Below are 24,140 nucleotides of genomic sequence, written 5' to 3'. Positions count from 1 at the left end.
TCCTTTGATCGCAGCCTCCCCCTTGGCGCTCACAGGGCGGAAGTATCTACGGCCGCGCCGCTTTCCTCGTGAGCGCGAAGGGTGCGGGGGTTGATCGGCACCTTCCCTTGGCGCTCACCGGGTGGTGATTTCACGGCCGCGCCGCTTTGCCGGTGAGCGCGAAGGGCGAGTGGGGGCGCGGGGTGGGCGCGTGGGTAGCGTCGGAGTAGATTCAGACATAAGGAAACCGCCGCGGGCCATCCAAATACTGGACGACGCGCGGTGGTGAAAAGGACCGAGGAACTACCTAGGCACCGTGGCCAGGGGTTTCTCCCTCCAATTGCTTCCGGTTGGAGCGGATAGGCTCCCACGCGGTATTGGAGCGCATCGGGGTGGTGCGTTCATCGCGGGAGCGGTACACCACGTAGGGGCGGGTGACGTAGCCAACCGGTGCCGAGAATGCGTGGACGAGGCGGGTAAAGGGCCATACTGCGATGATGGTGAAACCGCAGAGGACGTGGACCTTAAATTGCCACGGGGCGCTGGCCATGAGGTCGGGCTGAATGTTGAAAATCAACAGCTGGCGCAGCCATGGGGAAATGGTCTCGCGGTAGTCGTATCCGCCGGTGCCAGCGAGGTCAAAAAGCTGCAGGGTAAAGGTGGCAAACGAGCCCGATACCAGCGCGAGGCCGAGCAGCGCGTACATGACCTTGTCCGAGGTGGAGGTGGACAAGAATACGGAGCGGTTCTTTAGCCTGCGGTACAGCAATCCGGCAAAGCCCAGCAGGACCGCCAGTGCGGCGATGGAGCCGGGGATGGTGGCCAGGAGGTGGTAGGCGTGGTCGCTGATGCCAACGGCCTGGGTCCAGGACTTGGGGAATGCCAAGCCCATCAGGTGGCCGATGACCACGAAAACCATGCCCCAGTGGAAGAGCGGCGAGGATAAACGCAGCAGCTTGGATTCATAGATTTGGGAGGAGTGGGTGGTCCAGCCGAATTGGTCGGATCGCCACCGCCAGAAGATGCCCACGAAGAATGCCGCGATGGCTAACCACGGGAAGGCACCCCAGAGGAAGTTATCAAACATGATGTGGCTCCTAGACGAGGTCTGGTTGGGTAGTGGGGAAGGGAAGGTCTGCAATGCCGACCATCTCGGCGGGTGGGCCGGTGCGGATGAGATCGACGTACTTTTGCGCGGTATCAGAATCGACTTCTGGAAGGGCCTTGCACAGCGCCACGATCAAGCTGACGTACGGCGAGCGCTCGTGGGCGAGGGCCGCGCGCAGCACCTCGATTCCCTCGCGGTAGCTGGCTACCAATTCGACGGCGCGCTCGTGCGTGTCCCCCTCGCTCATGGCGAGGGCTTCGAGGACGACGCAGAGGTGATCGGGTAGTTCTTCATCCGAAATTTCGAAGCCGAGCGATTCCAATTGCTGGCGGAAGGACAAGATGGCCATTCCGCGCTGGCGGGTATCGCCGACGGCGAAGTAGGACAGGTACAGCGCGCAGCGGCGGCGTTGATCAAAGGTCTCGACGTAGTGCTCTTCCAAGCCGCGCGGGCCGATACTGCGGGCCCATTCGGCGAAGTTGATGAAGTCGGTGGCAATGGCCAGCGGCAGGTCATCTACCTGGTCTTCGACCACGGAGAGGCGGTCAAAGATGTCTTCGCCTGGGTAATTAAGCAGCACGGACACGGCCATGGCGACTATCCGCCGCTGGTCTTCGGTGACCTCGACAGGCGTGACGAATTCGCGCGGGACTTGACCGGTGTGGGTGCGCAGCGTCTTTTCGACGTCCTTGGCACCGCCCATGGAACCGATGCCGGCGGGAGTTCCGAACCCGGCCACGGGGGCATCGGCACCCTGCGGGGCAGATTGCCGCTGCAGGGATTCCTGGCGCTTGCGGAGTTTATCGAAGATATTCACGGCTAACCTACTTCCGCGGCGGGAACATGGCATCGGGGCGGTCGCCGCTCCAGGAGAGCAGCGAGACCTTACCTTGCGGTTCGGCGCCGTGGGTGCAAGCTTCGGGCGCGCCCATGCCAAGGTCGTGGAAGACGTCCTCGGAGGCCTTGGCCGGGTCCACATCGCCGAACGGATCCAAATCGGTAATGCCGCGCGGGGATTCCGGCGAGGCGGTGGGGATAACGTAGCGGTCATCGTATTTAGCGATGGACAACAGGCGGTACATGCCTTCCATATCCCTGCCCGTCATGCCGACTGCCTGGGCGATTTCCTCCTGCGGCTCGTTGCCCAGGTTGATATCGCGCATATACGAACGCATGGCGACGAGCCGGCGCAGCGACTTTTCCACCGGGACGGTATCGCCGGCGGTAAATAGGCCCGCCAAGTATTCCAGCGGAATGCGCATATTCGATAGCGCCGAGAAAAGGATCTTGTGGTCCTCACCGTCGTTGCCGGTTGCGGTCACCTTGTCAACGATGGGCGACAGCGGCGGGATGTACCAGACCATCGGCAGCGTGCGGTACTCCGGGTGGAGCGGCAGAGCGACGCCGTACTTGAAGATGAGGTCGTAGATCGGCGACTGCTGCGCGGCATCGATCCAGGAGTGCGGGATGCCCTCCGCCTGGGCCGCGCGGACTACCTCTGGGTCGTGGGGGTCGAGCATGATCGACTTTTGTGCCTCGAAAAGGTCCTGCTCATTCTCGGTGGAGGCGGCCTCGGCGACGCGGTCGGCATCGTAGAGGATAACGCCCAAGTAGCGTAGGCGGCCCACGCAGGTCTCGGAGCACACCGTGGGCTGGCCCACCTCGAGGCGCGGGTAGCACAGCGTGCACTTTTCGGCCTTACCGGTCTTGTGGTTGAAGTAGACCTTCTTATACGGGCAACCGGATACGCACATGCGCCAGCCGCGGCAGCGGTCCTGGTCCACCAAGACGATGCCGTCTTCGGTGCGCTTGTACATCGCACCGGAGGGGCAGGAGGATACGCAGGTCGGGTTCATGCAGTGCTCGCAAATGCGCGGCAGGTAGAACATGAACGAGTCCTCGATTTCCTTCTTGACCTCGAGGTTCATGTTGTGGAGAACGGGGTCATCGTCAAGCGTGGCAGTAGAGCCACCCAGGTTATCGTCCCAGTTGGAGGACCATTCAATCTTGCCGATGTCCCGTCCGTCGATCTGGGAGACCGGCTTGGCGGTCGGCTGGGTCTTCTGGCCCGCCTCGGCGCCCATCAGGTCCTCGTACTGGTAGGTCCAGGGCTCGTAGTAATCCTGGATGGTGGGCAGGTTGGGGTTGTGGAAGAGGGTAGCCAGTTTCTTGAGGCGCCCGCCGGCCTTGGGCTTGATCTTGCCGGACGCCGTGCGCTCCCAGCCGCCCTTCCACTTTTCCTGGTCTTCCCAGGTGCGCGGGTAGCCGAGGCCGGGGCGGGTTTCGACGTTATTGAACCAGATGTACTCGGTGCCTTCGCGGTTGGTCCATGCCTGTTTACAGGTAACTGAACAGGTGTGGCAGCCAATGCACTTGTCCAAGTTCATGATCATGGAGATTTGGGCCATGACTTTCATTAGTAGGATACCTCCTGGGAACGGCGGCGAACGCGGGTGACTTCATCGCGGTTATTACCGGTAGGGCCGATGTAGTTGAAGTGGTAGGTCAGCTGGCCATAGCCGCCAGCGATGTGCACCGGTTTGATGGAAATGCGGGTCAGCGAGTTGTGCGTGCCGCCGCGGCGGCCGGTGTGCTCGTTGATAGGTGTGCCCACGGTGCGCTCCTGTGCGTGGTTGCACAGCATGGTTCCCTCCGGAATGCGGTGGGAAACAATGGCGCGGGCGGAGACGACGCCGTTGCGGTTATATACCTCGACCCAGTCATTGTCCGTCACGCCGATTTTCTCGGCGTCCTTATTGGACATCCAGACCACCTGGCCACCGCGCGAGATGGAGAGCACGTGCAGGTTGTCAAAGTACTGCGAATGGATGGACCACTTATTGTGCGTGGTCAAGTAACGCAGGGTGACCTCGGCCTCGCCCCGGTCATTGGTCAATTCCGTGCCCGGCGCGAATTCGCCGTGCATGTGGACGTGGTCGAGCGGTGGGCGGAAGATCGGCAGCGCTTCGCCGTAGTCCATGAACCAGTCGTGGTCGATGTAGTACTGCATACGGCCGGTCAGCGTGTGCCAGGGCTTGTCGAACTCGACGTTGATGGAAAAGGCGGTGTAGCGGCGCTTATTGCGCTTATCGGCGGTCCACTCCGGGGAGGTGATGACCTCCTTCGGGCGTTCCTTGATGTCGTCCCACGTGATGCGTACGTCTTCATCGGGAGCGCCCAGCGGGGTGAGATCCTTGCCGGTGCGCGAGGATAGGAACTCAAAGCCTTGCTTGGCTAGCTCGCCGTTGGAGACACCGGAAAGGTGCAGGATGGCGTCGATGACCTTGGTGTCCTTGGATAGGTCCACCAGCTCGCCCATCGAGGTCTCCGTGGTGCCACAGATAAGCTCGAGCTCTTTGACCTGCTTTTCCACGTTGAACTTGGTGCCGTGCACGCCGGTGCCGGCCTTGGCGGGAAGCGGGCCCAGGTGGGCCCACTTTTCGTAGACCTTGGTGTAATCGCGCTCGACCACATGCAGCTTCGGCATCGTGACCCCAGGGATAAGGCCCTGTTCTTCGGGGTCGGGGACGATGCCATTGGGCATGCCGAGCTCGTCTGGGCTGTCGTGGTGGCTCGGCTGGGTAATGACATCGCGTTGCACGCCAAGCCACTTGGTGGCTTTATCAGAGAGTGCCGCGGCCAGGTCCCGGAAGACCTCATAGTCCGAGCGTGCCTCCCACGGCGGGTTAATCGCCGCGTTAAACGAGTGCAGGTACGGGTGCATGTCGGTAGAGGACATATCGTGCTTTTCGTACCAGGTAGCGGCCGGGAAGATGAGATCCGAGACCAGCGTGGTGGAGGTATTGCGGAAGTCCGTGGTCATCATCAGATCCAACTTGCCCTCCGGTGCCTCATCCACCCACTTAATGCTGCGTGGGCGGTCTTCGGGGGCTAGTTCTTCCGCGGTGGCGTCCGAGTCGATGCCCAGCAGGTGGCGCAGGAAGAACTCGGTGCCCTTGGCGGACGAGCCGAGCAGGTTGGTGCGCCAGTTGAGCAGGATGCGCGGCCAGTTCTCCTCGGCAGACGGGTTGTCATAGGAGAATTCCAGGCGGCCGTTTTCTAGCTCTTGGACCACGTAGTCGTTGATGTCCATGCCGGCCTCATCGGCTTCATCGGCAAGGAAGAGGGAGTTGCGGTTGAACTGCGGGTAGGCCGGCATCCAGCCACGGCGCATGGATTCTGCCATGGTATCGGAGACCATCTTGTCCCCAATGGAACCGTGGCTAGCAAGCGGCGATCCCAAGTGGGAGGCGCGCGAATTATCGTAGCGATACTGCTCGGTGGCGAAGTAGTAGAAGCCGGTGGAAATCATGTGGCGCGGCGGGCGCTGCCAGTCGGCGGCCATGGCCCACTGGGTCCAGCCGTTGATCGGGCGAAGTTTTTCCTGGCCCACGTAGTGCGCCCAACCGCCGCCATTGACGCCCTGGGTACCGCACATGGAGGTCAGTGCCAAGAAGGTGCGGTAGATATTATCGGCGTGGAAGTAGTGGTTGACGCCAGCGCCCATGATGATCTGCGAACGGCCCTTAGAATCCGCGGCGTTTTGCGCGAATTCGCGGCCGATGCGGATAGCGGTATCGGCGGCCACGCCTGTGAGCTCTTCCTGCCAGGCGGGGGTGCCGACTTCGCTGGAATCGTGGAAGTCCTTCGGCCAGCTACCCGGCAGGTGGAGATCCTCGCGGTTGACGCCGTAGTGGGCGAGCATGATGTCGAAGACGGTGGTAACCAGCTTGCCGTCGACCTCGCGGACTGGCACGCCGCGGTGGACGATGCCCGCGCCAATGGGCTTATCGGTTCCCACGTCCTCTGGGTTGGTATCCAGGTCGAAGCGCGGGAAGAGCACCTCGGCGGTATCAAAGCTATCGGTTTCTGCGATGGACATGACCGGATCGGCGTTATCTAGCGCCAGGTTCCACTTGGCGCTTTCGTTATCCCAGCGGTCTGCCACGGTGCCGCCTGGGTCAACGATGCACCCGTCTTCCTCCATCACCAGGCCACGGTGGGTGGCGTTGGGGGAGGAATTCAAGGTGGCATCGGCAAGCTGCGAGGCGGTGAGGAACTTGCCCGGGGTGTAGGTGCCGTCGCCGCGGTCTTCCAGGGATACCAGGAAGGGTGAGTCGGTGTATTTGCGCATGTAGTTCAGGAAGTACGGTTCCTGGCGGTCTACGTGGAAGGTCTTCAAGATCACGTGGCCCATGGCAAAGGCGAGGGCGGCATCCGTGCCCGGCTCGATGCGAGCCCACTCATCGGCGAACTTGGTGTTATCGGCAAAGTCGGGCGAGACCACGACGACCTTGGTGCCCTTGTAGCGCGATTCCACCATGAAGTGGGCGTCCGGGGTACGGGTGACCGGGATATTCGAGCCCCACATCATGAGGTAGGAAGAGTTGTACCAGTCGCCGGATTCGGGGACGTCGGTCTGGTCGCCGAAGGTCTGCGGCGATGCCGGGGGCAGGTCGGCGTACCAGTCGTAGAAGGAGAGCGCGACGCCGCCGATGGTCTGCAGGAAGCGCATGCCCGCGCCATAGGAGATCTGGGACATGGCCGGGATCACGGTAAAGCCGTTGATGCGGTCCGGCCCGTACTTGCGGATGGTGTAGACGTGCGCGGCCGAGGCGATATCGATGGCCTCTTCATAAGAGATGCGGATAAGCCCGCCCTTGCCGCGCTGGGAGATATACGCCTTGCGCTTTTCTGGGTCCTCCTGGATGGCGCGCCATGCCAGGACGGAATCGCCGTGCTTTGCCTTTTCCTCGCGGAACATATCCACCAGCACGCCGCGGGCATACGGGTAGCGCACGCGGGTAGGAGAGTAGGTGTACCAGGAAAAGGAGGCGCCGCGCGGGCAGCCGCGGGGCTCGTATTCCGGCATGTCATTGCCGGTGGTGGGGTAATCCACCGCCTGGGACTCCCAGGTGATGACGCCGTCTTTGACGTAAACCTTCCACGAGCATGAACCGGTGCAGTTCACGCCGTGGGTGGAGCGCACCATCTTGTCGAAGGCCCAGCGGTTGCGGTAGAAGACGTCTGCCTGGCGGCCGCCCTTTAAGAAAAGCTGCTGACCAGAATCGGTAGCTTCGCCTTTGCGCAGGTAGGCACCGAGCTTAAAGAGTGGATTTGAGTTGCCTTTTTCGGGCGCGAAGTATGCAGTCATGGGGAATGAAAGCTCCTAATTATCCGGGGAAAGGGGCGTTGGGGCGGGCGTAGTAGATCCACACCAGCACGGTGGTGATGGCGAAGTAGACGGCGCAGCCCCAGAAGAACGTCGGTGCAGACATCATGGAGAGCAAGACACCCGCGACAAACGGGCCGAAGGCGCCGATGGCACCGGTCCAACCGATGACACCGCCTGCTTGGCGCTTGGGCAAAATCATGGGCATCTGCTTAAACGTGCCGGCATTGCCCAGGCCAGTGAAGAAGAAGAAAATGAGCATGGTGCCCAGGAACCACCAGACCTCATCCGGCTCGTCCGGGGTGAGGAAGAAGGTGGCCACGACGGTAAAGATGGTCATGCCCAGGCAGCCAATGAAGGTCCAGATGGCGCCGCCGAACTTATCGCACAGCGGGCCCCACAGCGCGCGGACGAGCGCGCCGATGAGTGGTCCCAGGAAGGCGTAGCTCGCGCCGGCAGGGAGGTTATCGTAGGTGCCGGCAAATTCGGAGCCTTCGCCGAAAATCTGGTTAATAAGCAGCGCGGTTTGCGCCGCGAAGCCGGAAAATGCGCCAAAGGTCATGAAGTAGACGACGGTAAGAATCCAGGTGTTCTTATTGCCAAAGATGTCCATCTGTTGGCGGAAATTCGCCTTCACGGGAACGTCCTTGAGCAGGGTCCACGCGAGGAATGCGCCGACGATGGCCCACGGCACCAGGAAGATGGCGGGGTTGTGGACAAAGATTTCGCCGTCATCGGTGCGCTGCGGGGCGACAAAGCCCACGCCCAGCAGGGTAAAGCCCATGAGCCATGGGGCGACCAGCTGGATAAAGGAGATACCGAAGTTACCGATGCCGGCCTGGATACCCAGCGCGGTACCGGACAGGCGTTTGGGGAAGAAGTAACCGGTCGAGGGCATGAATCCGGAGAACACGCCGCCACCGATGCCGGAGAGGAAGGCGAGGGTCAGCAGCCACCAGTATGGGGTGGAGGAGTCTTGCACCGCGAAGAACCAACCCAGCATGGGGATGATAAATAGCAGCGACGAGCTGAAGACGAGCTTGCGCGTGCCCAGGATGGGCGGCAAGAACATGAAGATGAGGCGGAAGATACCGCAGGCCAATCCGGGGATGGCGGTCAGCCAGTAGAGCTGGCTGCGGGATAAGTCGAAACCGATCTGGTTCAACTGTGGGGCAATTGCCGATACGAGGTACCAGGTGGCAAAGCCAATGATAAGGACAAATGTGGAGATCCACAGCGTGCGCCAGGCAATTTTAGAGTCCCAGTGGTCAGAATCTTCTGGATCCCAACCTTGGATGACTTTGCCTGAGGTATCAAGAGCAGTCATGATTTCCTCACAGGTAGTAGGTCGTTCGACTCCTCAATTTACCGGCGACTATGCTCGAACAGGTAAATAAAAACGGTAAAATCCGTATCTAATTACGGCATACAAATGTTGCGTAATTCTTGATCGATTCCGATATCGCAGGTTAGCCCCATGTCCCAAGTGTGTTGGTATCGAAAACTGAATAATGTGATATTAACCACACTCCACAATGGGAAAGGAATGAGACTTATGCCCCAAAGGAAGGCACAGATAATCGTCAGCTCGGACCGCATTTTGTCCGGGGAAAAACCGAACCGCGCCGGGGAGAAAGCGGCAGAAATCCTGCGCACCCACGACATCGATGTCGCGCCACCGAGCATCGTGCCGGAGGGCTATACGCCAGTCGACGACGCGCTGCGCACCGCCGTGGATACCGGCACCGATATCGTCGTGGTCATCGGCGGCACTGGCATCGGGGCGACGAACCTGACCCCAGAGGTCACCGAGCGCTATATCAAGGCCCGCCTCTACGGCCTGGAGACCCAGGTGCTCCTGCGCGGGCTCGGGTCCTCGCCCAAGGCGGGCCTCTCCCGCGGGATCATTGGCATGACCGACCACGGCGGCGGCAGCCTCATCATCAATTGCGCCTCATCCACCGGCGCCGTCGCAGATGCCCTTGGGGTTATTGCGCCGCTGCTTGCCGATGTCTTCCGCTCCCGCGGCGAATAATCTCTCTCACCCCTCCCCGTAACCCGCCCTTCGCGCTCACGGGGTGGGTGGAGTGTGGCTAGATTAGCCGCGCCGGTGAGCGCGAAGGGCGGGGTGTGGCGGAATGGCCTGCAATTCGGCAGGGGTATCGTAATCGCGCTCGGCGCCGGTGCCGGCCACCTCGACGAAATCGGCGCCGCGGATAAGCCTGCGCACGGAGACATTGCGGGTCGACTCCAGCGCGCCCAAGCGCTCAAAGAGCGCAGCGGTATGCCACAACGAACACAGCGGTTGTAAGTACCCATCCGCGGCGCGGGTAATCGCGGCACCGGCGGTGGGCGCGGCGTTTAAGGCGTTATCAAGGCATGGCAGCAGCTGTGGGGAATCGGGCGCATCCACCGCGAAGAGCGCCAGGCGGTCGCACTGGGAGAGTGCGCGCGCCCCGGTCTCGATGCCGGCGACGGGGCCGCCGAAAAGTGGGGACTCGCACACCTGCGGCAGGCCGAGGTAATACGGGGAGATAACAATAGACGGCATGCCATAGGGAAGCTGGTGCCGCAGGCGATCCACCAGGCGCAGGCCAAAGGCGCGCACCTGTGCCTTATCGGCCCCGCCCATGCGGCGCGATTGCCCGCCGGCCAGAATGATCGCGCCGTCCATTAAGCCTCCGGGAGGGTCCTAGACCAATCGCCGGAGCGGCCGCCCGATTTCGCCACGATGCCGCACCGGCGGATAAAGGCGGAGCGATCAACGCCCTTGACCATGTCAATGAGCGCTAAGGCGGCAACGTTGACCGCGGTCAGCGCCTCCATTTCCACGCCGGTGCGGTCGGCGGTGCGCACGGTGGCGGTGATCTTCACGTGGGTATCGGCAAGCTCAAGATCTACCGCGCAGCCGTGCACGCCAATGGTGTGGGCGAGTGGCAGGAGTTCTGGAACCTTCTTTGCCGCGGAAATGCCGGCGATGCGCGCGACCGCCAGCACGTCGCCCTTGGGTACGGTGCCCTCGCGCAGCGCGGTCATGACCTCCGGGGAACAGGCGACCTCGCCCTCGGCGGTGGCGGTGCGCACGGTTGGCTGCTTCTCGGTCACATCGACCATGTAGGCGGTGCCGGCGGAATTGAGGTGGGTAAACTCCATAGAAAATTCTCCTCTTTAATACAGATAGACGGTGGTCTCTTCGCCCGCGGCGGGGGCAGGTCCATCGATGATGCAATACCCATTCGTACCTGCCAGCGAGACCACCCGGTGGCTGCCGCGGCTTAACGCGCCAGTAATCCTGGGTTTTCCCGCAAAGCTGACGGTGACCGGAACGATACAGGGGCGCGTGTGTGCAGGTGGCAGCGGTACCGCGACCTCCGCGCGCAGTTGGACGGCCTCCCGCGGGTGCGGCTGGCCCGATAAGGCGGCGATAAGCGGGCGGGCATAGAGCTGGAAACCGACGAACGCCGCCACCGGATTGCCCGGCAGCGAGAGCACCGGAACGCCCCGCCACGTGCCGATGCCCTGCGGCGCGCCCGGCCGCTGATGAACGTGCCCGAACCACGAATCATCGCCCGTGCCCAGCACCCCGTGCACCACGTCAAAGGCGCCGGTCGATACCCCGCCGGAGGTAATGATGAGATCGTGGGATTCGGTGAGCTCATCAAGCAGCCGGGATAACTCCGCGGGGTCGTCGCCGACGTGGGAGTAGGACTCCGTGTAGGCAAGGGAGGCGAGCATCGGTCCATTGGAATCCGGCAGGCGCCCTGGGGAAAGCTCGTCCGGATACGGGGATAGCTCATTGCCGGAAGAAATCACCGCGATGCGCGGGCGCCGGTAAGCCTCCACGGAATAGATTCCGGTGGAAATAAGCGCTGCGATCACGGCGGCATTCGCGGTGATCCCAGCCGTAGCAACGATGATGCCTGGCTGTATATCTTCGCCTGCGGTGCGGATATGCGATTTTGTGGGCGCGGCGGTGATGGTGACCTCGCTCGGCAACTGTGTGGGCCCAGGCGGGACGGTGGTGTCTTCTACTGGGACGACGATTAAGCCAGTGGCATCACCCACCGGCGCGCCGGTCATGATGCGAACGGCCTGGCCGGCGGGAACTTCTTGGGCGGTAGCCCCAGCGGGGACATCGCCTGCTACCGGCAGCGTCCACGGGCCTGGGCCCGTGCCCGAAATATCAGTGGCGCGGACGAGGAAGCCATCCATCGCGGAATTGGCAAACGGCGGGACGGGAAAACGCGCGGTGGCATCCTCCGCCAATACCCGGCCGCGCAGCGCTGGGCCCACGGGAACGGACTCTGCGCGCGGGGCCGGCGCCAGCGCCAGAACCGCGGAAAGGTGCTCAGAAATGGAACGCGATGCGGACATAAATTATTAGATTAGCCGCCAATGGCAGACATGGGACGATCCGGCTGCAAAAAGCCTTCATCATCAATGCCGTGGCCCGGTTTCTTCGTCCACATTTCCCCGGCCCATGCCTCCATCAACTCCTCATCGCTGGCGCCGGAGCGCATGAGATCCCGCAATTGGGTTTCGGAATTGCCAAAGAGGCAGTTGCGCACGGCGCCATCGGTGGTAAGCCGGGTGCGGTCGCAGTCGCCACAGAAGGGATGGGTCACGGAGGCGATAATGCCCAGCTTGCCGACGGTGCCATCGGGGGCGATAGTATCCCATAACGCGGCCGGGGCCGATCCGCGCGGCTCACGCGCAGGGCGCATGGAAAAGTGGTCTTGGAGCCTGAGCAAAATATCATCGGCGGTGACCATGTCTTCGCGGCGCCATTTTTCGCGCGGGCCGAGTGGCATCTGCTCGATAAAGCGCAGCTGGGCACCCTGGTGCAGGGCATAGTCCGCCAGCGGGACGATATCTTCCTCATTGACGCCGGGCATGACCACGGCATTGATCTTGACGGGATTTAATCCGGCATCCGCTGCGGCGGCGATGGCCTCGAGCACGTGGGATAGGCGGTCTCGGCGGGTGAGTGCGGCATAGCGCTGAGGATCGATGGTATCCAGCGAGATATTGATGCGGTCGAGCCCAGCGTCAGCGAGCTTTGCAGCGCGCTTTTCCAAGCCCAACCCATTGGTGGTCAGTGCCGTGGACGGTGCGATGCCTTCATCCGTTGTGAGTTCCTTGGTGGCGGCGATGATATCCGCCAAGGATTTGCGCAGCAGCGGTTCGCCGCCGGTAAAGCGCACCTGGCGGATGCCGAGCTTTTCCACGCCGAGGCGGATAAGCCGGATGATTTCATCATCGGACAGCGTTTGCTGCGTGGGCATCCACTCTAAGCCTTCGGCCGGCATGCAGTACGTGCAGCGCAGGTTGCAGCGATCCGTAAGCGACACGCGCAGGTCGCGGGCCCTGCGGCCGTAGCGATCAACCAAGGCGCGGGTGCCGTCGCTTGCGGCGGCAGGTAAGTCCTCCGGCGGCTGCGACCGGCCCACGGTGGGCAGGGGCAGGGAGACCGCTGAAGAAGAAGGCGTTGGTGAAGTCATTGCTGCCAGTTTAAGAGTGGGGAACAAGGTACACCAAGCTACAACGCCACCTGGCCGGGGATTATTCCTCGTTTTCCCGGTTAAAATCGCTTTCGTCGATATCGTCAAGGCGCTGGGCTTCACCCGGGCCCTTGAGGCGGATGATGTTGTAATCGCCTTCGGCCAAGTGGGCGCGCAAATCCTTCTTATCGAACTTGCCCACTGACGTCTTATCGATGGATTTTACGAAGGTCCAGTACTCCGGCAGCATCCAGCTGGGCAATTCCTTGCGCAGGCTCTGGCGCAACTTTTCGGCGGTCTCGATGGTGGGCGAGGCCTGCTCGCCCAAGACGGTGACGGCAAGGGGGCGTTCCACCCATTGCTTATCGGGGTAGCCGATCACCGCGGCCTCCACCACATCGGAATTGGCCATGATGAGGTTTTCCAGCTGCACCGAGTAGATCCACTCGCCGCCGGAGCGGATGACATCGCGGGCGCGGTCCTCAACGGTGAGGAAGCCGTCCTTCGTCACGGAACCGACATCGCCGGTGCGCAACCAGCCATCCGCGGTGAACTTGGATTCCGCGGCCTCGACCGGCTTGCCGCGAAACTCGGAAGCCACCTCGCCCGGCTCGGCGGTGGGAGAATGATAATAAGAACCGGTCACGAGGTTGCCGCGCACCTGGAGCTCACCGGCATTTCGGTCGGTCTTGGATACCACTTGGCCATCATTGACCACGCGGTACTGCAGCGATGCGGCAATCTTGCCCTGGGAGATGCGATATGCCCAGCGGGTATCGCCGGAGGCACCCTGCGGCGGGCGGGCGACGCTGCCGACCGTCGAGGTTTCGACCATGCCCCAGACGTGGACGACGTCGACACCGTAATGCTCCTCCCACATCTTGATAAGCTGCGGCGGCACAGGTGAGCCGCCGGCGTAAATTTCCGTCAGCGTCATGCGCTCAGGCGGATTGTGCATGTAGTGCACGAAGAGCTGGATCCAGATGGTGGGCACGCCGTGGGCCACGCGGGGCGACGTGGCCGCGATGACCTTGGCAAGGGTGGGGGCGGAGACATCGGCATCGGGAAGCACGAGCGGGGTACCCGTCATGAAACAGGTAAAGGGAACGCCCCAGCTCAGCACGTGATAGATGGGAATGCAGCACAGGAAGGTCTCACCGTGGGTAATGCACAGCGAATCCGAGGAACGCAGCTGCATGGCCTCGAGGTAGAGCGAGCGGTGGGCGTATAAAACGCCCTTCGGCGCGCCGGTGGTGCCGGTGGAATAGCACAGTGCGGCGGCGGTGCGTTCATCGAGCTCGGGCCAATCGTAGATGGTGGAGCGGCCATCCAGCAGCGCCTCGTAGGAATAAAACTCGATGCCGCGCGGGAAATGATGGGCAAAGCGCTGCGGCGATTGGGAGCCGGTAAAAATAACCGAATGCACGGAAGGCGCGCCGTTTAAAACCGTGCCCAACTGCGGGGCGAGCCGGGGATCGCACACGATGACGGAGACCTCAGCGTGGCTAATGATGTGCCGGATCTGGTCATTCATCAGCTGCTTATTCAGTGGGGTGAAAACCGCACCCTTGCAGGCGGAACCAAACATGACCTCGAGGTGTTCGGCGCAATTCCACATAAAGCTGCCCACCCGCTGATCGCCGGTAATACCGAGGTCATCGTGCAAAACATGGGCAAAGGCGGCCGCGCGGGCGGCGATATCGCGGAAGGTGACCTTTTCTGCGGGGCCAAACTCGGATCCGGTGCCCTCGCCGTGCCAGGTGGTAACAGTGGTATTGCCGTGCACTGACGCGCCGTATTCCAAAATACGGGTTAGAGACAGGGGAATATCCATCATCGTGGAAAGCATGCTTCCACTGTAGCGGTGTCCAAGTACTCACGGTGTAGCTAATGCGCTATACTTGCTTTCGACTGATAGGAAAGCGGGAAAATCTTCCCAGTCCTATGCAATCGGGCCCAGTGACAGGTCCCATTGTTAAACATTGCCCACAGTCGTTTCTTGAATTCTTCCGCCCCCGCGTACGAGCTACAAGGGGGAATTCCCATACGGTAACCGGAAGAGGCCTCATGCTTATTGCCCGGCAGGGTGCGCTCGCACCTTGGCACGAGGGCGAGAAGATAAGAAAAATACACATCGGCTTCCAGTGCACCCGCCCAAGCTTCCCCGAAATGGGGGAGGGCGGATCCCAACTATGGACCTGGTCAAGCAACGAAAGGATATCCGTGAGCGATACGGACAACACCGCGGCACAGGATCTCGCATCCCTGAAGCTGCCGGAATTGCGCAAAATGGCCGCTGAGCGCGGCCTTCGCGGCGTCTCTGCCCTGCGCAAAGGGGATCTCATCACCGCTATTAAGACCGGTCAGGTTCCCCCAAAGGCGAAGGCAAAAATAGAGCAGGCAGAAAAGGCCGAGAAGGCCGAGAAACCCGCTAAGGATGCGGCGCCTGCCAAGCAGAAAGATAAGCCGTCTAAGAAAGACGATCGCGGCGAGAGCGATAACGGCAAGTCCAGCGACCAGCAGGACAATCGCGACAAAGACCGCAAGGACAACGGCGACGACCAACGCTATGAATCGCGGTCGCAGGCCCGTCGTGCCCGCCGCAACCGCGCCCGCCGCCAGGAGCGTCAAGAGCAGGACGATAATAACCGCGGCGAGAATAACCGGAGTGACAACAACCGGGGCGAGGGACAGAACCAGAATCGTCACCAGGATCGCCGCGATGACTCCCAGGATGGCTCCGATAACCAGAGAGACAAGCAGGGCGAGAAGAACGGCGATAATAATCACCGTAATAATCGCAATGACGATAATAATTTTGACCGCGGCAACCGCCGTGGCCGCCGCAACCGCCGGAACCGCCGGGGTGGCCGGGGCAATAATGATAACCACGGCGGCGGCAATGACCTGCAGGTGCGCGAGGGCGATGAGCTACAGGCAGTCGGCGGCATCTTGGATGTCGTAGACAATAACGTCGCCTTCCTGCGCACCACTGGGTACCGCGCGGGCGACGCGGATGTCTTTGTTAATAAAAACATCGTGCGCCGGCTGGGCTTGCGCTCTGGTGATGCTATTACCGGTCAGGTCAAGGTGGCTGGGCCTACCCACACCCACGGCAATGGCCGCAACCGCCGCAAGTACAACCAGTTGGTGCAGGTCGATACCGTCAATGGGATCGATCCTGAAGAGGCTAAGCAGCGCCCGCACTTTAATAAGCTGACACCGCTGTATCCCAACCAGCGACTGCGCTTGGAAACGGATCCGAAGATCCTGACCACCCGCGTCATCGACCTGATCATGCCGATTGGTAAGGGCCAGCGCGCGCTCATCGTCTCGCCGCCGAAGGCCGGTAAGACCACGATTTTGCAAAATATCGCGAATGCGATTGCCACCAATAACCCCGAGTGCTACCTCATGGTCGTGCTGGTGGATGAGCGCCCCGAAGAGGTCACGGATATGCAGCGCTCGGTGAAGGGCGAGGTCATTTCTTCCACCTTTGACCGCCCGCCCTCAGAGCACACCTCCGTCTCCGAGCTGGCCATCGAGCGCGCCAAGCGCTTGGTGGAGCAGGGCAAGGACGTCGTGGTGCTGCTGGATTCCATTACTCGCCTGGGCCGCGCCTACAACAACTCCTCCCCGGCATCGGGCCGCATCCTGTCCGGTGGTGTGGACTCCAATGCGCTCTACCCGCCAAAGCGCTTCTTGGGCGCTGCCCGCAATATCGAAGAGGGCGGTTCGCTGACCATCATCGCCACCGCGATGGTGGAGACCGGTTCTACTGGCGATACCGTCATCTTCGAGGAATTCAAGGGTACGGGCAACGCAGAGCTGAAGCTGGACCGCGGGATCTCGGAACGCCGCGTATTCCCGGCGGTGGATGTCAACCCCTCTGGTACCCGCAAGGACGAGCTCCTGCTGGTGCCTGAGGAGGCGCGCATTATGACCAAACTGCGCCGCATCCTGTCGGCCCTGGATTCCCACCAGGCAATTGACCTGTTGATCAAGCAGCTTAAGAAGACCCGCTCGAATGGCGAGTTCCTCATGCAGGTGGCTTCTTCTGCACCAATGGCTGCGGATAAGGACGAGGAAGACTATGTCTAATCAAGTTTCCATGGTTGATGACATTGTGTCGGAATACCAGGGTATTGAAATGCAGATGGGTGACCCAGAAATCGCCGGCGATCAGCAGGCTTTTCGCAAGCTATCCAAGCGGTACGCGGAGCTGCGCCCCATCATCAAGGTCAACGAGGAGCTGACCCAGGCGCGCGAGGATCTCGCGGACGCCAAGGAGATGGCTTATGAAGACCACGACTTCCAGGAAGAAGCGGACCGCCTAGCAGCGTCCGTGGAAGAGCTGGAAGAAAAGCTGGCAGACCTGCTCGCCCCGCGCGATGAGCAGGACTCGGAAGACATCATCATGGAGATCAAGGCCGGCGCCGGCGGTGAAGAGGCCGCGCTCTTTGCCGGCGACTTGGCCCGCATGTATGAGCGTTTTGCCGATAAGATCGACTTTAAGTGGGAGGTCTTGGGCCTTAACGAGTCCGATTTGGGCGGCGTGAAGGACATGACCATTTCCTTCCGCGCTAAGTCTCCGACGCGCGATGGCGCGTGGTCCGTCTTCAAGTTTGAAGGCGGCGTGCACCGCGTGCAGCGCGTGCCGGTCACGGAATCGCAGGGCCGCATTCAGACTTCTGCCGCTGGCGTGCTGGTGTACCCAGAGCCGGAAGAGGTGGAATCGGTCAATATCGATGACAAGGATATCCGCGTCGATGTGTACCGCTCCTCCGGTAAGGGTGGTCAGGGTGTGAACACCACCGACTCCGCGGTGCGCATTACCCACCTGCCCACGGGGCTCATCGTTACCTGCCAGAAGGAACGTTCGCAGATCCAGAACAAGGCCCGCGCCCTGCAGGTGCTGCAGGCCCGCCTGGACCAGATGGAACGCGAGGCCCGCGAGGCCGAGGCTGGCGAGCAGCGCGCCTCCCAGGTGCGCACCATGGACCGCTCCGAGCGCGTGCGCACCTACAACTGGCCCGAAAACCGCATCACGGATCACCGCATTGGCTACAAGGCCAATAACCTGGATTCCGTGTTGAACGGCGATATGCAGGATCTCATCAAGGCCCTGCAGGACCAAGAGCGCGCCGAGCGCCTTGAGGCCGAGGGGTAATCGCGGTCGATGAAATCGTACGGTGAGGCGCTGCGCCATGGGGTGCAGCGCCTTCGCGTTGCTGGAGTAGGAAGCCCCGAGTGGGATACGCGGATCCTCATCTCCCACCTCATTCACTGTGGGCATTTGGATATTCCGCTGCATGAGCCGCCCATGCCCGGCTTTGACATAGCCTTCCAGGCGCTATTGCGCAGGCGGGAACAGCGCGAGCCGCTGCAATACGTGCTGGGTACGGCGTGGTTTGGGCCCTTGGAATTGAAGGTGGGCCCAGGCGTATTCATCCCGCGCCCGGAAACGGAGGTGATGGCGGACTGGGCGGTCCACCACGCCCCCGGCCCGCGCATGGTGGATTTGTGCTCGGGCTCGGGCGCGCTGGCGCTCTACCTGCAGCATTACGTACCACAGGCGGAGGTTAAGGCAGTAGAGCTTTCCGATGCCGCCCTCGAGTTCACCCGCGCCAATACTCTCGGCACCGGGATAGAGGTGGTGCAGGCGGACGCGACCGACAGCCAGACTCTGGCGGACTGGGATGGCACGGTCGATCTCGTGGTGAGCAACCCGCCATACGTTCCGGAAGATCCGAACCTGCAACCGGAGGTATATCACGATCCGCACGTGGCCGTCTTCGGCGGCGATGACGGCATGGGAGTAATCCGCGGGTTGATTCCCACCATCGCCAGGCTATTGCGGCCCGGTGGGGTCATGGCGATTGAACACGACGATACGACTGGCGATGCCGTGCGCGATGCGGTGGGTGACCACGGCGGCTTTTCCCATATCGCTCCGCTTAAGGACTTAACAGGCACGCCGCGCTTTATTACCGCACAGCGCGCGGTAGACTAAGGCATCACCGTCGGGCAAGAAGGGGATAATTGATGCAAGGAAAAATTTATAATTGCGCCGATGACACCGAGCGTGAGGAAGGCGTGAGCATCGCCACCAAGGCCGCCAAGTCTGGGCGGCTCGTGGTCATGCCCACCGATACGCTGTACGGTTTGGGCTGCGATGCCTTCGATAATGACGCGGTAGCCAATCTACTTGCCACTAAGCAGCGTGGGCCGGATATGCCGGTTCCCGTGCTCGTCGGCTCCTGGAACACCGTTCGCGGCCTCGTCGCCTCGTATCCCGATTCCACCCGTGACCTCGTTGAAGCCTTTTGGCCAGGCGGACTATCCATCGTCGTGCCGCAGGCCCCGTCCCTGCCGTGGAACTTAGGTGATACCCGCGGTACCGTCATGCTGCGGATGCCCCTTCACCCGATTGCCATCGAGCTTTTGCGCGAGGTGGGGCCGATGGCGGTCTCTTCTGCCAATATTTCTGGACACCAACCGCCGACGACCGCGCAAATGGCCAAGGCTCAACTGGGCAAGGCCGTCACCGTGTATTTGGACGGGGGAGAAACGGACATCGGCAAGCCCTCGACCATCATTGACCTCGCCGGTGACCATCCATACCTGCTGCGGGAGGGTGCATTATCCGCAGAGGAGATCGGTGAGGTCCTCGGCGTCTCGGCTGACTCGTTGCGCACCCGGCCCCAAGGATAGAAGGAGCATTTCGCGTGAGCGGCACTGGCGTACCGCTGCGCGAGTTGGCCTTGGTCATCCTCGTTGCAGCGACATTTACCTACCTGACCACCGGCGTGGTGCGATCCTTTTTGGTCCGCACAGGCCGGGTGGCAGAAATTCGCCTGCGCGATTCCCACTCTCAGCCCACGCCCCGCATGGGCGGGCTCGCCATGTTTACCGGCTTCGGCGCGGCGATATTCCTCGCAGCCCAGCTTCCAGCCTTGACTCGCGGGTTCATGCCCGTCACCCCGGAAATGAGCGCGGTGATGTGGGCGGCGCTGGCCATCGTGCTTGTTGGCGTTGCCGATGACTACCTAGAGCTCGGCGCCCTCATCAAGCTTTTTGGGCAGCTCTTTGCCGCCGCGCTCATGAGTGGCCTGGGCCTGACGTGGACGTTGCTTTTCATCCCCTTCGGTGGCGGGACCACGGTAGTGCTCGACCAGATTCAAAGCACCCTGCTTACCGCGTTTTTCACCGTGCTCCTTATCAATGCCATCAACTTCGTCGACGGCCTCGATGGCCTCGCAGCAGGACTTGGGCTTATCGCCGGTGGCGCCATCTTGGTCTTTTCGCTCACCGTTCTGCATGACCAGGGCGGGGCGGTATCGGCGTATCCACCCGCTATCATCAGCGCTGCGTTGGTGGGGATGTGTGCGGGCTTTTTGCCCCATAACTTTGAACCCTCGCGAATCTTTATGGGCGATTCCGGCTCCATGCTCATCGGGCTCTTGCTCGCCGCGGCTTCTACTTCGGCCTCGGGCAAGATCAATATGTCGCTCTACGGCACCGTGGACATGGTGGCGCTTATGTCACCCATCCTCGTGGTGATCGCAGCGGTGTTTATTCCAGTCCTAGACCTTGTCTGGGCGGTTATTCGTCGCCTGTCTCAGGGCCGTTCGCCATTTTCTGCGGATAAGGCGCATATCCACCATCGCTTGTTGTCGTTGGGGCATACGCACCGGCGCACTGTGCTCGTGTTGTACCTCTGGGTATCCGCGGTGGCCTTCGGTGCGGTGTCTTTTTCCATCGTGCCGGCTCCAGTAGCGATCGGCCTGTCCATCACGGCATTATTGGTTGCCTTTGGTGCGACCTTGATCCCACTGCGGCAGGGCAAGATTGGCCTCCGGTCATCGGATGATTGCGTATTGCATGACTCTCCGAGCGCGTGATGTAGGGTGAATGTCCGTGAGTGACACAACGGAAAATGTTAATTTCGATGACCCGCGCGTGCCGCTGCAGCGCGCCGTAAAGAAGGGGGCTACCGCCCTCGGCATCTTTACCATCATTTCCCTCGCCGTCTGGGGCGGGGCACAAGGTGTCGCCGGGCTCTGGGGCGTTATCGTCGGCGCTGCCCTCGGCGGCGGCTTTGTCTTGTTTACCGCTTTATCGGTCCTTTTTACCGCGAACTCGACGCCCTCAACCACCATCGCGGTGGTATTGGGCGGCTGGCTTATCAAGCTGATCGTGCTTATCGGCGTGCTGGCCATTATCCGGGACATGGATTTCTATGACACCTGGGCGCTTTTTCTTACTGTCGTCGTCGCACTCATCGTTACCTTAGGCTCCGAAGTCTGGGCCGTGGTTACCTCTCGGGTCACCTACGTGTCCTAACCCGCGCCCACATTAGGGCTTAGCCGTCGCGCACTGGGGTGGTGCGCGGCGGCCTTTTTATGCCTGCATGCTGGCATTAATGGCAGGCCGCCACCCCCGAGGAGGTGTGTTGGCTTGGGGGTGTGATCAAATGCACGTTTGTGAATTAGGCAGGAATAGCGCGGTTTTGTCTGCCAAAAGACGGATATGGCGGTATCGGGTGTGGCTTATGGGGCCCCCACGTGCGAAAACTGTCGATCCAGCTGATACGATTTGCTTCGGGTTACCGCGGGGTTAAGTGTTGCGCTTTTATCCTGCACGGTAAATCCCTGTCTTGTTCACGCTGATGTGCGACGGAGTCCGTGTTCAAGGCAGAGAGTTTGAGACGTCCATCGCACCACAGAAGCCAGCTATTGGCTGTGTGGCCCGAACACGGGAGAGAACGCTGAGCGTTACAACATTGGCTATGAAAGGGCACTTCCATACGCCCGATCTAGGTGAAGAATTCTTCCCGGGGCAAATTGATGCCGACCATCTGTTTTTCGGTGACTTCGCCGACGGATGGTTCGCGCTTGATCGCCTGATGCTGATTCGCATTTTGATGACGCTAATTGTGGTGATCCTTTTCTGGGCTGCCTTTAAGAACCCTAAGTTGGTTCCTTCTGGCATTCAGAATGTGGGCGAGAACGCGGTCGACTTCGTCCGCGTCCACATCGCCGAGGACATTTTGGGTAAGAAGGAGGGAAAGCGATTCCTGCCAATTATCGCTAGCATCTTCTTCGCGGTTCTGTTTATGAACGTCGCGACCGTTATTCCGGGACTTAACGTCTCGCCCAACGGTCGTATTGGTATGCCAATTGTGTTGGCAGCCGTTTCGTACATCGTCATGATTTACGCCGGCGCCAAGCGTTACGGCTTTGGTAAGTTCATTCGCTCCTCCGTAGTGATTCCGAACTTGCCACCGGCATTGCACCTCTTGGTGGTACCGATTGAGTTCTTCTCTACGTTCATTCTGCGACCGGTTACCCTTGCAATTCGTCTCATGGCGAACTTCCTTGCTGGACACATCATCCTGGTTCTTCTCTTCTCTGCTACGAACTTCTTCTTCTGGCAGCTAAATGGTTGGACCGTCCTGTCTGGGCTAACCGTGGTCTTGGGCTTGGCTATGAGCCTGTTCGAGATTCTGGTTATCTTCTTGCAGGCGTACATCTTCGCTTTGTTGACGGCGGTGTACATCGAGTTGTCCTTGCACGCTGATTCGCACTAAGGACGAGGTCGACGAGCGCGACCGAGTAATCCACCTAATTACACAACACTGACATTCGGTCCGGTTCGGACTGAAGATTTTTACGAAAGGGAACGACTTTCACCATGAACGAAATCATTCTGGCACAGGATGCTGCTACGACGTTCGAAGGCTTCGGCACCATCGGCTACGGCCTGGCTGCTATCGGCCCAGGTATCGGTATCGGCATCGTTGCCGGCAAGACCGTTGAGGCTATGGCTCGCCAGCCGGAGATGGCCGGCCAGCTGCGTACCACCATGTTCCTGGGTATCGCCTTCACCGAGGCCCTGGCCCTTATCGGCCTGGTTGCCGGCTTCCTGTTCTAAAAGTACGAGTTTTCCAAACCGAAACTTTTAAGACGGGAGACCTATGAATAACGTCGTTTATATGCTTGCAGCAGAGGGCGAGGAGAACCCAGGTTCGGGTAGCTTCTCCGTTCTTCTGCCCAAGAACTATGACATTTTCTGGTCTTTGCTGTGCTTCATCGTAATTCTCTGGTTGTTCTGGAAGTTCGTGCTTCCTCGTTACACCAAGTTGCTCGAAGAGCGTGAAGACCGGATTGAGGGCGGCATGAAGCGCGCTGAGGCCCAGCAGGCCGAGGCCAAGGCTGCTCTAGAAAAGTACAATGCTCAGCTGGCTGATGCCCGCGCAGAGGCAGCCGAGATCCGCGAGCAGGCGCGCGAGCGCGGCAAGCAGATCGAGGCTGACGCGAAGAGCCAAGCGGAAGAGGAATCCCGCCGCATCGTCGCCAATGGCGAAAAGCAGTTGGAAGCTTCTCGTGCGCAGGTTGTTACTGAGCTGCGTTCCGAAATGGGACAGAACTCCATCAACTTGGCAGAAAAGATTCTGGGCGGCGAGCTTTCTGACGCCTCCAAGAAGTCCTCTACCATCGATGGCTTTTTGTCCGAGCTCGACTCTGTGGCACCGGCCGGAAAGTAGGCAACTATGAAGGCAGCTAGCCGCGAAGCACTCGCGAACTCACAATCCCGTGTGGATGAAATCCTCGCTGGCGATAAGAACGTCGCTAGTGCAGTCCAAGCGGGCCTGGATATCTTTGAGGTCGCCGACGTTTTGGATGGGGACCGCGAATTGCGCGTGTCCTTCATCGACGTTGCAGCCCCGGCTGAAGCACGCAAGTCCTTGGCCGAGAATCTCTTTGGCTCCAAGATTTCTGCCGGTGCACTGAGCATCCTGCAGGAAGCTGCGGCGAACCAATGGTCTTCGCCGAAGGACTTCGTCAACGGGCTTGTATCCTTGGGCCGCCGCGCATTGCTGCGCGCAGCCGAGGCGCAGGGCCAATTGGGCCAGGTCGAAGACGAGCTTTTCCGCTTGGCCCAGATTCTGGACCGCGAGGGCGAGCTTACCCAGCTGCTTTCCGATCGAACTGCTGAATCCGCACGCAAGCGCGGATTGCTGGCAAACGTGCTCTACGGCAAGGTGACGATGTTTACTGAGGCGCTCGCGCTGCAGGCCATCAGCCGCCCAGAGCAGAACCCGATTGATGACGTAGCCGGATTGGCCGATACTGCAGCAGCCCTGCAGGATCGCACCATCGCGCGCGTTGTCGCTGCGGGTGAATTGAATGAAGGCCAGCAGGCAGTACTCGCTGAGAAGCTGGGCAAAATTTATGGTCGTGCGATGTCCATTCACTCTGAGGTTGACACCAGCCTCCTCGGTGGCATGCGCATCCGCGTCGGCGATGAAATCATTGACGGCTCGACGGCAGGCAAGATTGCCCGCTTCCGTGCCCAGATGGTGTAGCCGAAACGA

The 24,140-nt window shown here is 60.8% G+C and carries 21 protein-coding genes; 11 read left to right on the top strand and 10 right to left on the bottom strand.

Going from position 1 to position 24,140, the window contains the following annotated elements:
- Positions 1-286: 286 nt before the first annotated feature.
- Genes narI through MHX65_RS00555 form a run of 5 tightly spaced genes read right to left on the bottom strand, consistent with a single transcriptional unit; the run spans position 287 to position 8,586 of the window.
- Entirely contained in the window at positions 287-1,066 is a 780-nt protein-coding gene (gene narI, locus MHX65_RS00575) for a respiratory nitrate reductase subunit gamma (protein WP_005280178.1), read from the bottom strand.
- Positions 1,067-1,076: 10 nt separating this feature from the next.
- Positions 1,077-1,904, bottom strand: a complete 828-nt coding sequence (narJ, locus tag MHX65_RS00570; RefSeq protein ID WP_005280179.1) for a nitrate reductase molybdenum cofactor assembly chaperone — start codon at positions 1,902-1,904, stop codon at positions 1,077-1,079.
- A 7-nt stretch (positions 1,905-1,911) separates the two neighbouring features.
- Positions 1,912-3,504, bottom strand: a complete 1,593-nt coding sequence (gene narH, locus MHX65_RS00565; protein ID WP_126318814.1) for a nitrate reductase subunit beta — start codon at positions 3,502-3,504, stop codon at positions 1,912-1,914.
- The gene (locus tag MHX65_RS00560) at positions 3,504-7,241 is read right to left on the bottom strand and encodes a nitrate reductase subunit alpha (RefSeq protein ID WP_239267774.1); all 3,738 of its coding nucleotides are present in this window, start codon (positions 7,239-7,241) and stop codon (positions 3,504-3,506) included. Before MHX65_RS00560 ends, narH begins: the two co-directional genes overlap by 1 nt.
- A 19-nt stretch (positions 7,242-7,260) precedes the next feature.
- Positions 7,261-8,586, bottom strand: a complete 1,326-nt coding sequence (locus MHX65_RS00555) for a nitrate/nitrite transporter (RefSeq protein WP_239267773.1) — start codon at positions 8,584-8,586, stop codon at positions 7,261-7,263.
- A gap of 228 nt (positions 8,587-8,814) precedes the next feature.
- Here MHX65_RS00555 and MHX65_RS00550 point away from each other — a divergent pair, with 228 nt between their 5' ends.
- Complete coding sequence (locus MHX65_RS00550; protein WP_239267771.1) at positions 8,815-9,294, top strand: molybdopterin-binding protein; 480 nt, start codon at positions 8,815-8,817, stop codon at positions 9,292-9,294.
- A gap of 63 nt (positions 9,295-9,357) precedes the next feature.
- Here the strand turns inward: MHX65_RS00550 and mobA are convergent, their stop codons facing one another.
- The 5 genes from mobA to MHX65_RS00525 all read right to left on the bottom strand — a co-directional run bounded on the left by mobA (position 9,358) and on the right by MHX65_RS00525 (position 14,609).
- Positions 9,358-9,933 carry a molybdenum cofactor guanylyltransferase gene (mobA, locus tag MHX65_RS00545; protein WP_239267769.1) on the bottom strand — a complete coding sequence of 192 codons (576 nt, stop codon included), beginning with the start codon at positions 9,931-9,933 and terminating at the stop codon, positions 9,358-9,360.
- Positions 9,933-10,412 carry a cyclic pyranopterin monophosphate synthase MoaC gene (gene moaC / locus MHX65_RS00540; protein WP_239267767.1) on the bottom strand — a complete coding sequence of 160 codons (480 nt, stop codon included), beginning with the start codon at positions 10,410-10,412 and terminating at the stop codon, positions 9,933-9,935. The genes mobA and moaC overlap by 1 nt, the downstream gene beginning before the upstream one ends.
- Positions 10,413-10,427: 15 nt before the next feature.
- Entirely contained in the window at positions 10,428-11,633 is a 1,206-nt protein-coding gene (locus MHX65_RS00535) for a molybdopterin molybdotransferase MoeA (protein ID WP_239267766.1), read from the bottom strand.
- A gap of 11 nt (positions 11,634-11,644) precedes the next feature.
- On the bottom strand, positions 11,645-12,760 hold the full coding sequence (moaA, locus tag MHX65_RS00530; RefSeq protein WP_239267764.1) for a GTP 3',8-cyclase MoaA: 1,116 nt from the start codon (positions 12,758-12,760) through the stop codon (positions 11,645-11,647).
- Positions 12,761-12,821: 61 nt separating this feature from the next.
- Complete coding sequence (locus MHX65_RS00525) at positions 12,822-14,609, bottom strand: long-chain fatty-acid--CoA ligase (RefSeq protein WP_239267762.1); 1,788 nt, start codon at positions 14,607-14,609, stop codon at positions 12,822-12,824.
- Positions 14,610-14,983: 374 nt separating this feature from the next.
- Here MHX65_RS00525 and rho point away from each other — a divergent pair, with 374 nt between their 5' ends.
- From rho to MHX65_RS00475, 10 genes are all read left to right on the top strand, one after another.
- Positions 14,984-16,861, top strand: coding sequence for a transcription termination factor Rho (gene rho, locus MHX65_RS00520; protein ID WP_239267760.1), 1,878 nt, complete (start codon positions 14,984-14,986; stop codon positions 16,859-16,861).
- The gene (gene prfA / locus MHX65_RS00515; RefSeq protein ID WP_005282411.1) at positions 16,854-17,930 is read left to right on the top strand and encodes a peptide chain release factor 1; all 1,077 of its coding nucleotides are present in this window, start codon (positions 16,854-16,856) and stop codon (positions 17,928-17,930) included. Before rho ends, prfA begins: the two co-directional genes overlap by 8 nt.
- 9 nt (positions 17,931-17,939) lie before the next feature.
- Positions 17,940-18,773 carry a peptide chain release factor N(5)-glutamine methyltransferase gene (gene prmC / locus MHX65_RS00510; protein ID WP_239267758.1) on the top strand — a complete coding sequence of 278 codons (834 nt, stop codon included), beginning with the start codon at positions 17,940-17,942 and terminating at the stop codon, positions 18,771-18,773.
- 32 nt (positions 18,774-18,805) lie between these two features.
- Positions 18,806-19,474: an L-threonylcarbamoyladenylate synthase gene (locus tag MHX65_RS00505; RefSeq protein ID WP_239267756.1), complete on the top strand. Its 669-nt coding sequence runs from the start codon at positions 18,806-18,808 to the stop codon at positions 19,472-19,474.
- Between the two features lie 14 nt (positions 19,475-19,488).
- On the top strand, positions 19,489-20,664 hold the full coding sequence (locus tag MHX65_RS00500; protein ID WP_239267754.1) for an MraY family glycosyltransferase: 1,176 nt from the start codon (positions 19,489-19,491) through the stop codon (positions 20,662-20,664).
- Between the two features lie 10 nt (positions 20,665-20,674).
- Positions 20,675-21,106 (top strand): hypothetical protein, encoded by a 432-nt coding sequence (locus MHX65_RS00495; RefSeq protein WP_239267753.1) that lies wholly within the window; start codon positions 20,675-20,677, stop codon positions 21,104-21,106.
- A gap of 445 nt (positions 21,107-21,551) precedes the next feature.
- Positions 21,552-22,352 carry a F0F1 ATP synthase subunit A gene (atpB, locus tag MHX65_RS00490; protein WP_005280195.1) on the top strand — a complete coding sequence of 267 codons (801 nt, stop codon included), beginning with the start codon at positions 21,552-21,554 and terminating at the stop codon, positions 22,350-22,352.
- 104 nt (positions 22,353-22,456) lie between these two features.
- A complete protein-coding gene (locus tag MHX65_RS00485) occupies positions 22,457-22,696 on the top strand; it encodes an ATP synthase F0 subunit C (protein WP_005280196.1) in 240 nt (79 codons plus the stop codon).
- A gap of 43 nt (positions 22,697-22,739) precedes the next feature.
- Positions 22,740-23,309: a F0F1 ATP synthase subunit B gene (locus MHX65_RS00480; protein WP_005280197.1), complete on the top strand. Its 570-nt coding sequence runs from the start codon at positions 22,740-22,742 to the stop codon at positions 23,307-23,309.
- A gap of 6 nt (positions 23,310-23,315) precedes the next feature.
- The gene (locus MHX65_RS00475) at positions 23,316-24,131 is read left to right on the top strand and encodes a F0F1 ATP synthase subunit delta (RefSeq protein ID WP_239267752.1); all 816 of its coding nucleotides are present in this window, start codon (positions 23,316-23,318) and stop codon (positions 24,129-24,131) included.
- Positions 24,132-24,140 lie beyond the last annotated feature (9 nt).

Source organism: Corynebacterium sp. ACRPS (assembly GCF_022346005.1).
GTDB lineage: Bacteria > Actinomycetota > Actinomycetes > Mycobacteriales > Mycobacteriaceae > Corynebacterium.
Note: the sequence above shows the minus strand (reverse complement) of the source record. Positions and strands in the feature narration are given on the sequence as shown.

What these genes read in the sequence shown, in the direction of transcription:
- MHX65_RS00505 (WP_239267756.1), top strand. Translation starts at nt 18,806, where the DNA reads ATGCAAGGAAAAATTTATAATTGCGCCGATGACACCGAGCGTGAGGAA.
- MHX65_RS00560 (WP_239267774.1), bottom strand. Translation starts at nt 7,241, where the DNA reads ATGACTGCATACTTCGCGCCCGAAAAAGGCAACTCAAATCCACTCTTT.
- MHX65_RS00550 (WP_239267771.1), top strand. Translation starts at nt 8,815, where the DNA reads ATGCCCCAAAGGAAGGCACAGATAATCGTCAGCTCGGACCGCATTTTG.
- narI (WP_005280178.1), bottom strand. Translation starts at nt 1,066, where the DNA reads ATGTTTGATAACTTCCTCTGGGGTGCCTTCCCGTGGTTAGCCATCGCG.
- MHX65_RS00475 (WP_239267752.1), top strand. Translation starts at nt 23,316, where the DNA reads ATGAAGGCAGCTAGCCGCGAAGCACTCGCGAACTCACAATCCCGTGTG.
- MHX65_RS00495 (WP_239267753.1), top strand. Translation starts at nt 20,675, where the DNA reads ATGTCCGTGAGTGACACAACGGAAAATGTTAATTTCGATGACCCGCGC.
- atpB (WP_005280195.1), top strand. Translation starts at nt 21,552, where the DNA reads ATGAAAGGGCACTTCCATACGCCCGATCTAGGTGAAGAATTCTTCCCG.
- MHX65_RS00535 (WP_239267766.1), bottom strand. Translation starts at nt 11,633, where the DNA reads ATGTCCGCATCGCGTTCCATTTCTGAGCACCTTTCCGCGGTTCTGGCG.
- narH (WP_126318814.1), bottom strand. Translation starts at nt 3,504, where the DNA reads ATGAAAGTCATGGCCCAAATCTCCATGATCATGAACTTGGACAAGTGC.
- mobA (WP_239267769.1), bottom strand. Translation starts at nt 9,933, where the DNA reads ATGGACGGCGCGATCATTCTGGCCGGCGGGCAATCGCGCCGCATGGGC.
- MHX65_RS00485 (WP_005280196.1), top strand. Translation starts at nt 22,457, where the DNA reads ATGAACGAAATCATTCTGGCACAGGATGCTGCTACGACGTTCGAAGGC.
- MHX65_RS00525 (WP_239267762.1), bottom strand. Translation starts at nt 14,609, where the DNA reads ATGCTTTCCACGATGATGGATATTCCCCTGTCTCTAACCCGTATTTTG.
- MHX65_RS00555 (WP_239267773.1), bottom strand. Translation starts at nt 8,586, where the DNA reads ATGACTGCTCTTGATACCTCAGGCAAAGTCATCCAAGGTTGGGATCCA.
- moaC (WP_239267767.1), bottom strand. Translation starts at nt 10,412, where the DNA reads ATGGAGTTTACCCACCTCAATTCCGCCGGCACCGCCTACATGGTCGAT.
- moaA (WP_239267764.1), bottom strand. Translation starts at nt 12,760, where the DNA reads ATGACTTCACCAACGCCTTCTTCTTCAGCGGTCTCCCTGCCCCTGCCC.
- prmC (WP_239267758.1), top strand. Translation starts at nt 17,940, where the DNA reads ATGAAATCGTACGGTGAGGCGCTGCGCCATGGGGTGCAGCGCCTTCGC.
- MHX65_RS00480 (WP_005280197.1), top strand. Translation starts at nt 22,740, where the DNA reads ATGAATAACGTCGTTTATATGCTTGCAGCAGAGGGCGAGGAGAACCCA.
- prfA (WP_005282411.1), top strand. Translation starts at nt 16,854, where the DNA reads ATGTCTAATCAAGTTTCCATGGTTGATGACATTGTGTCGGAATACCAG.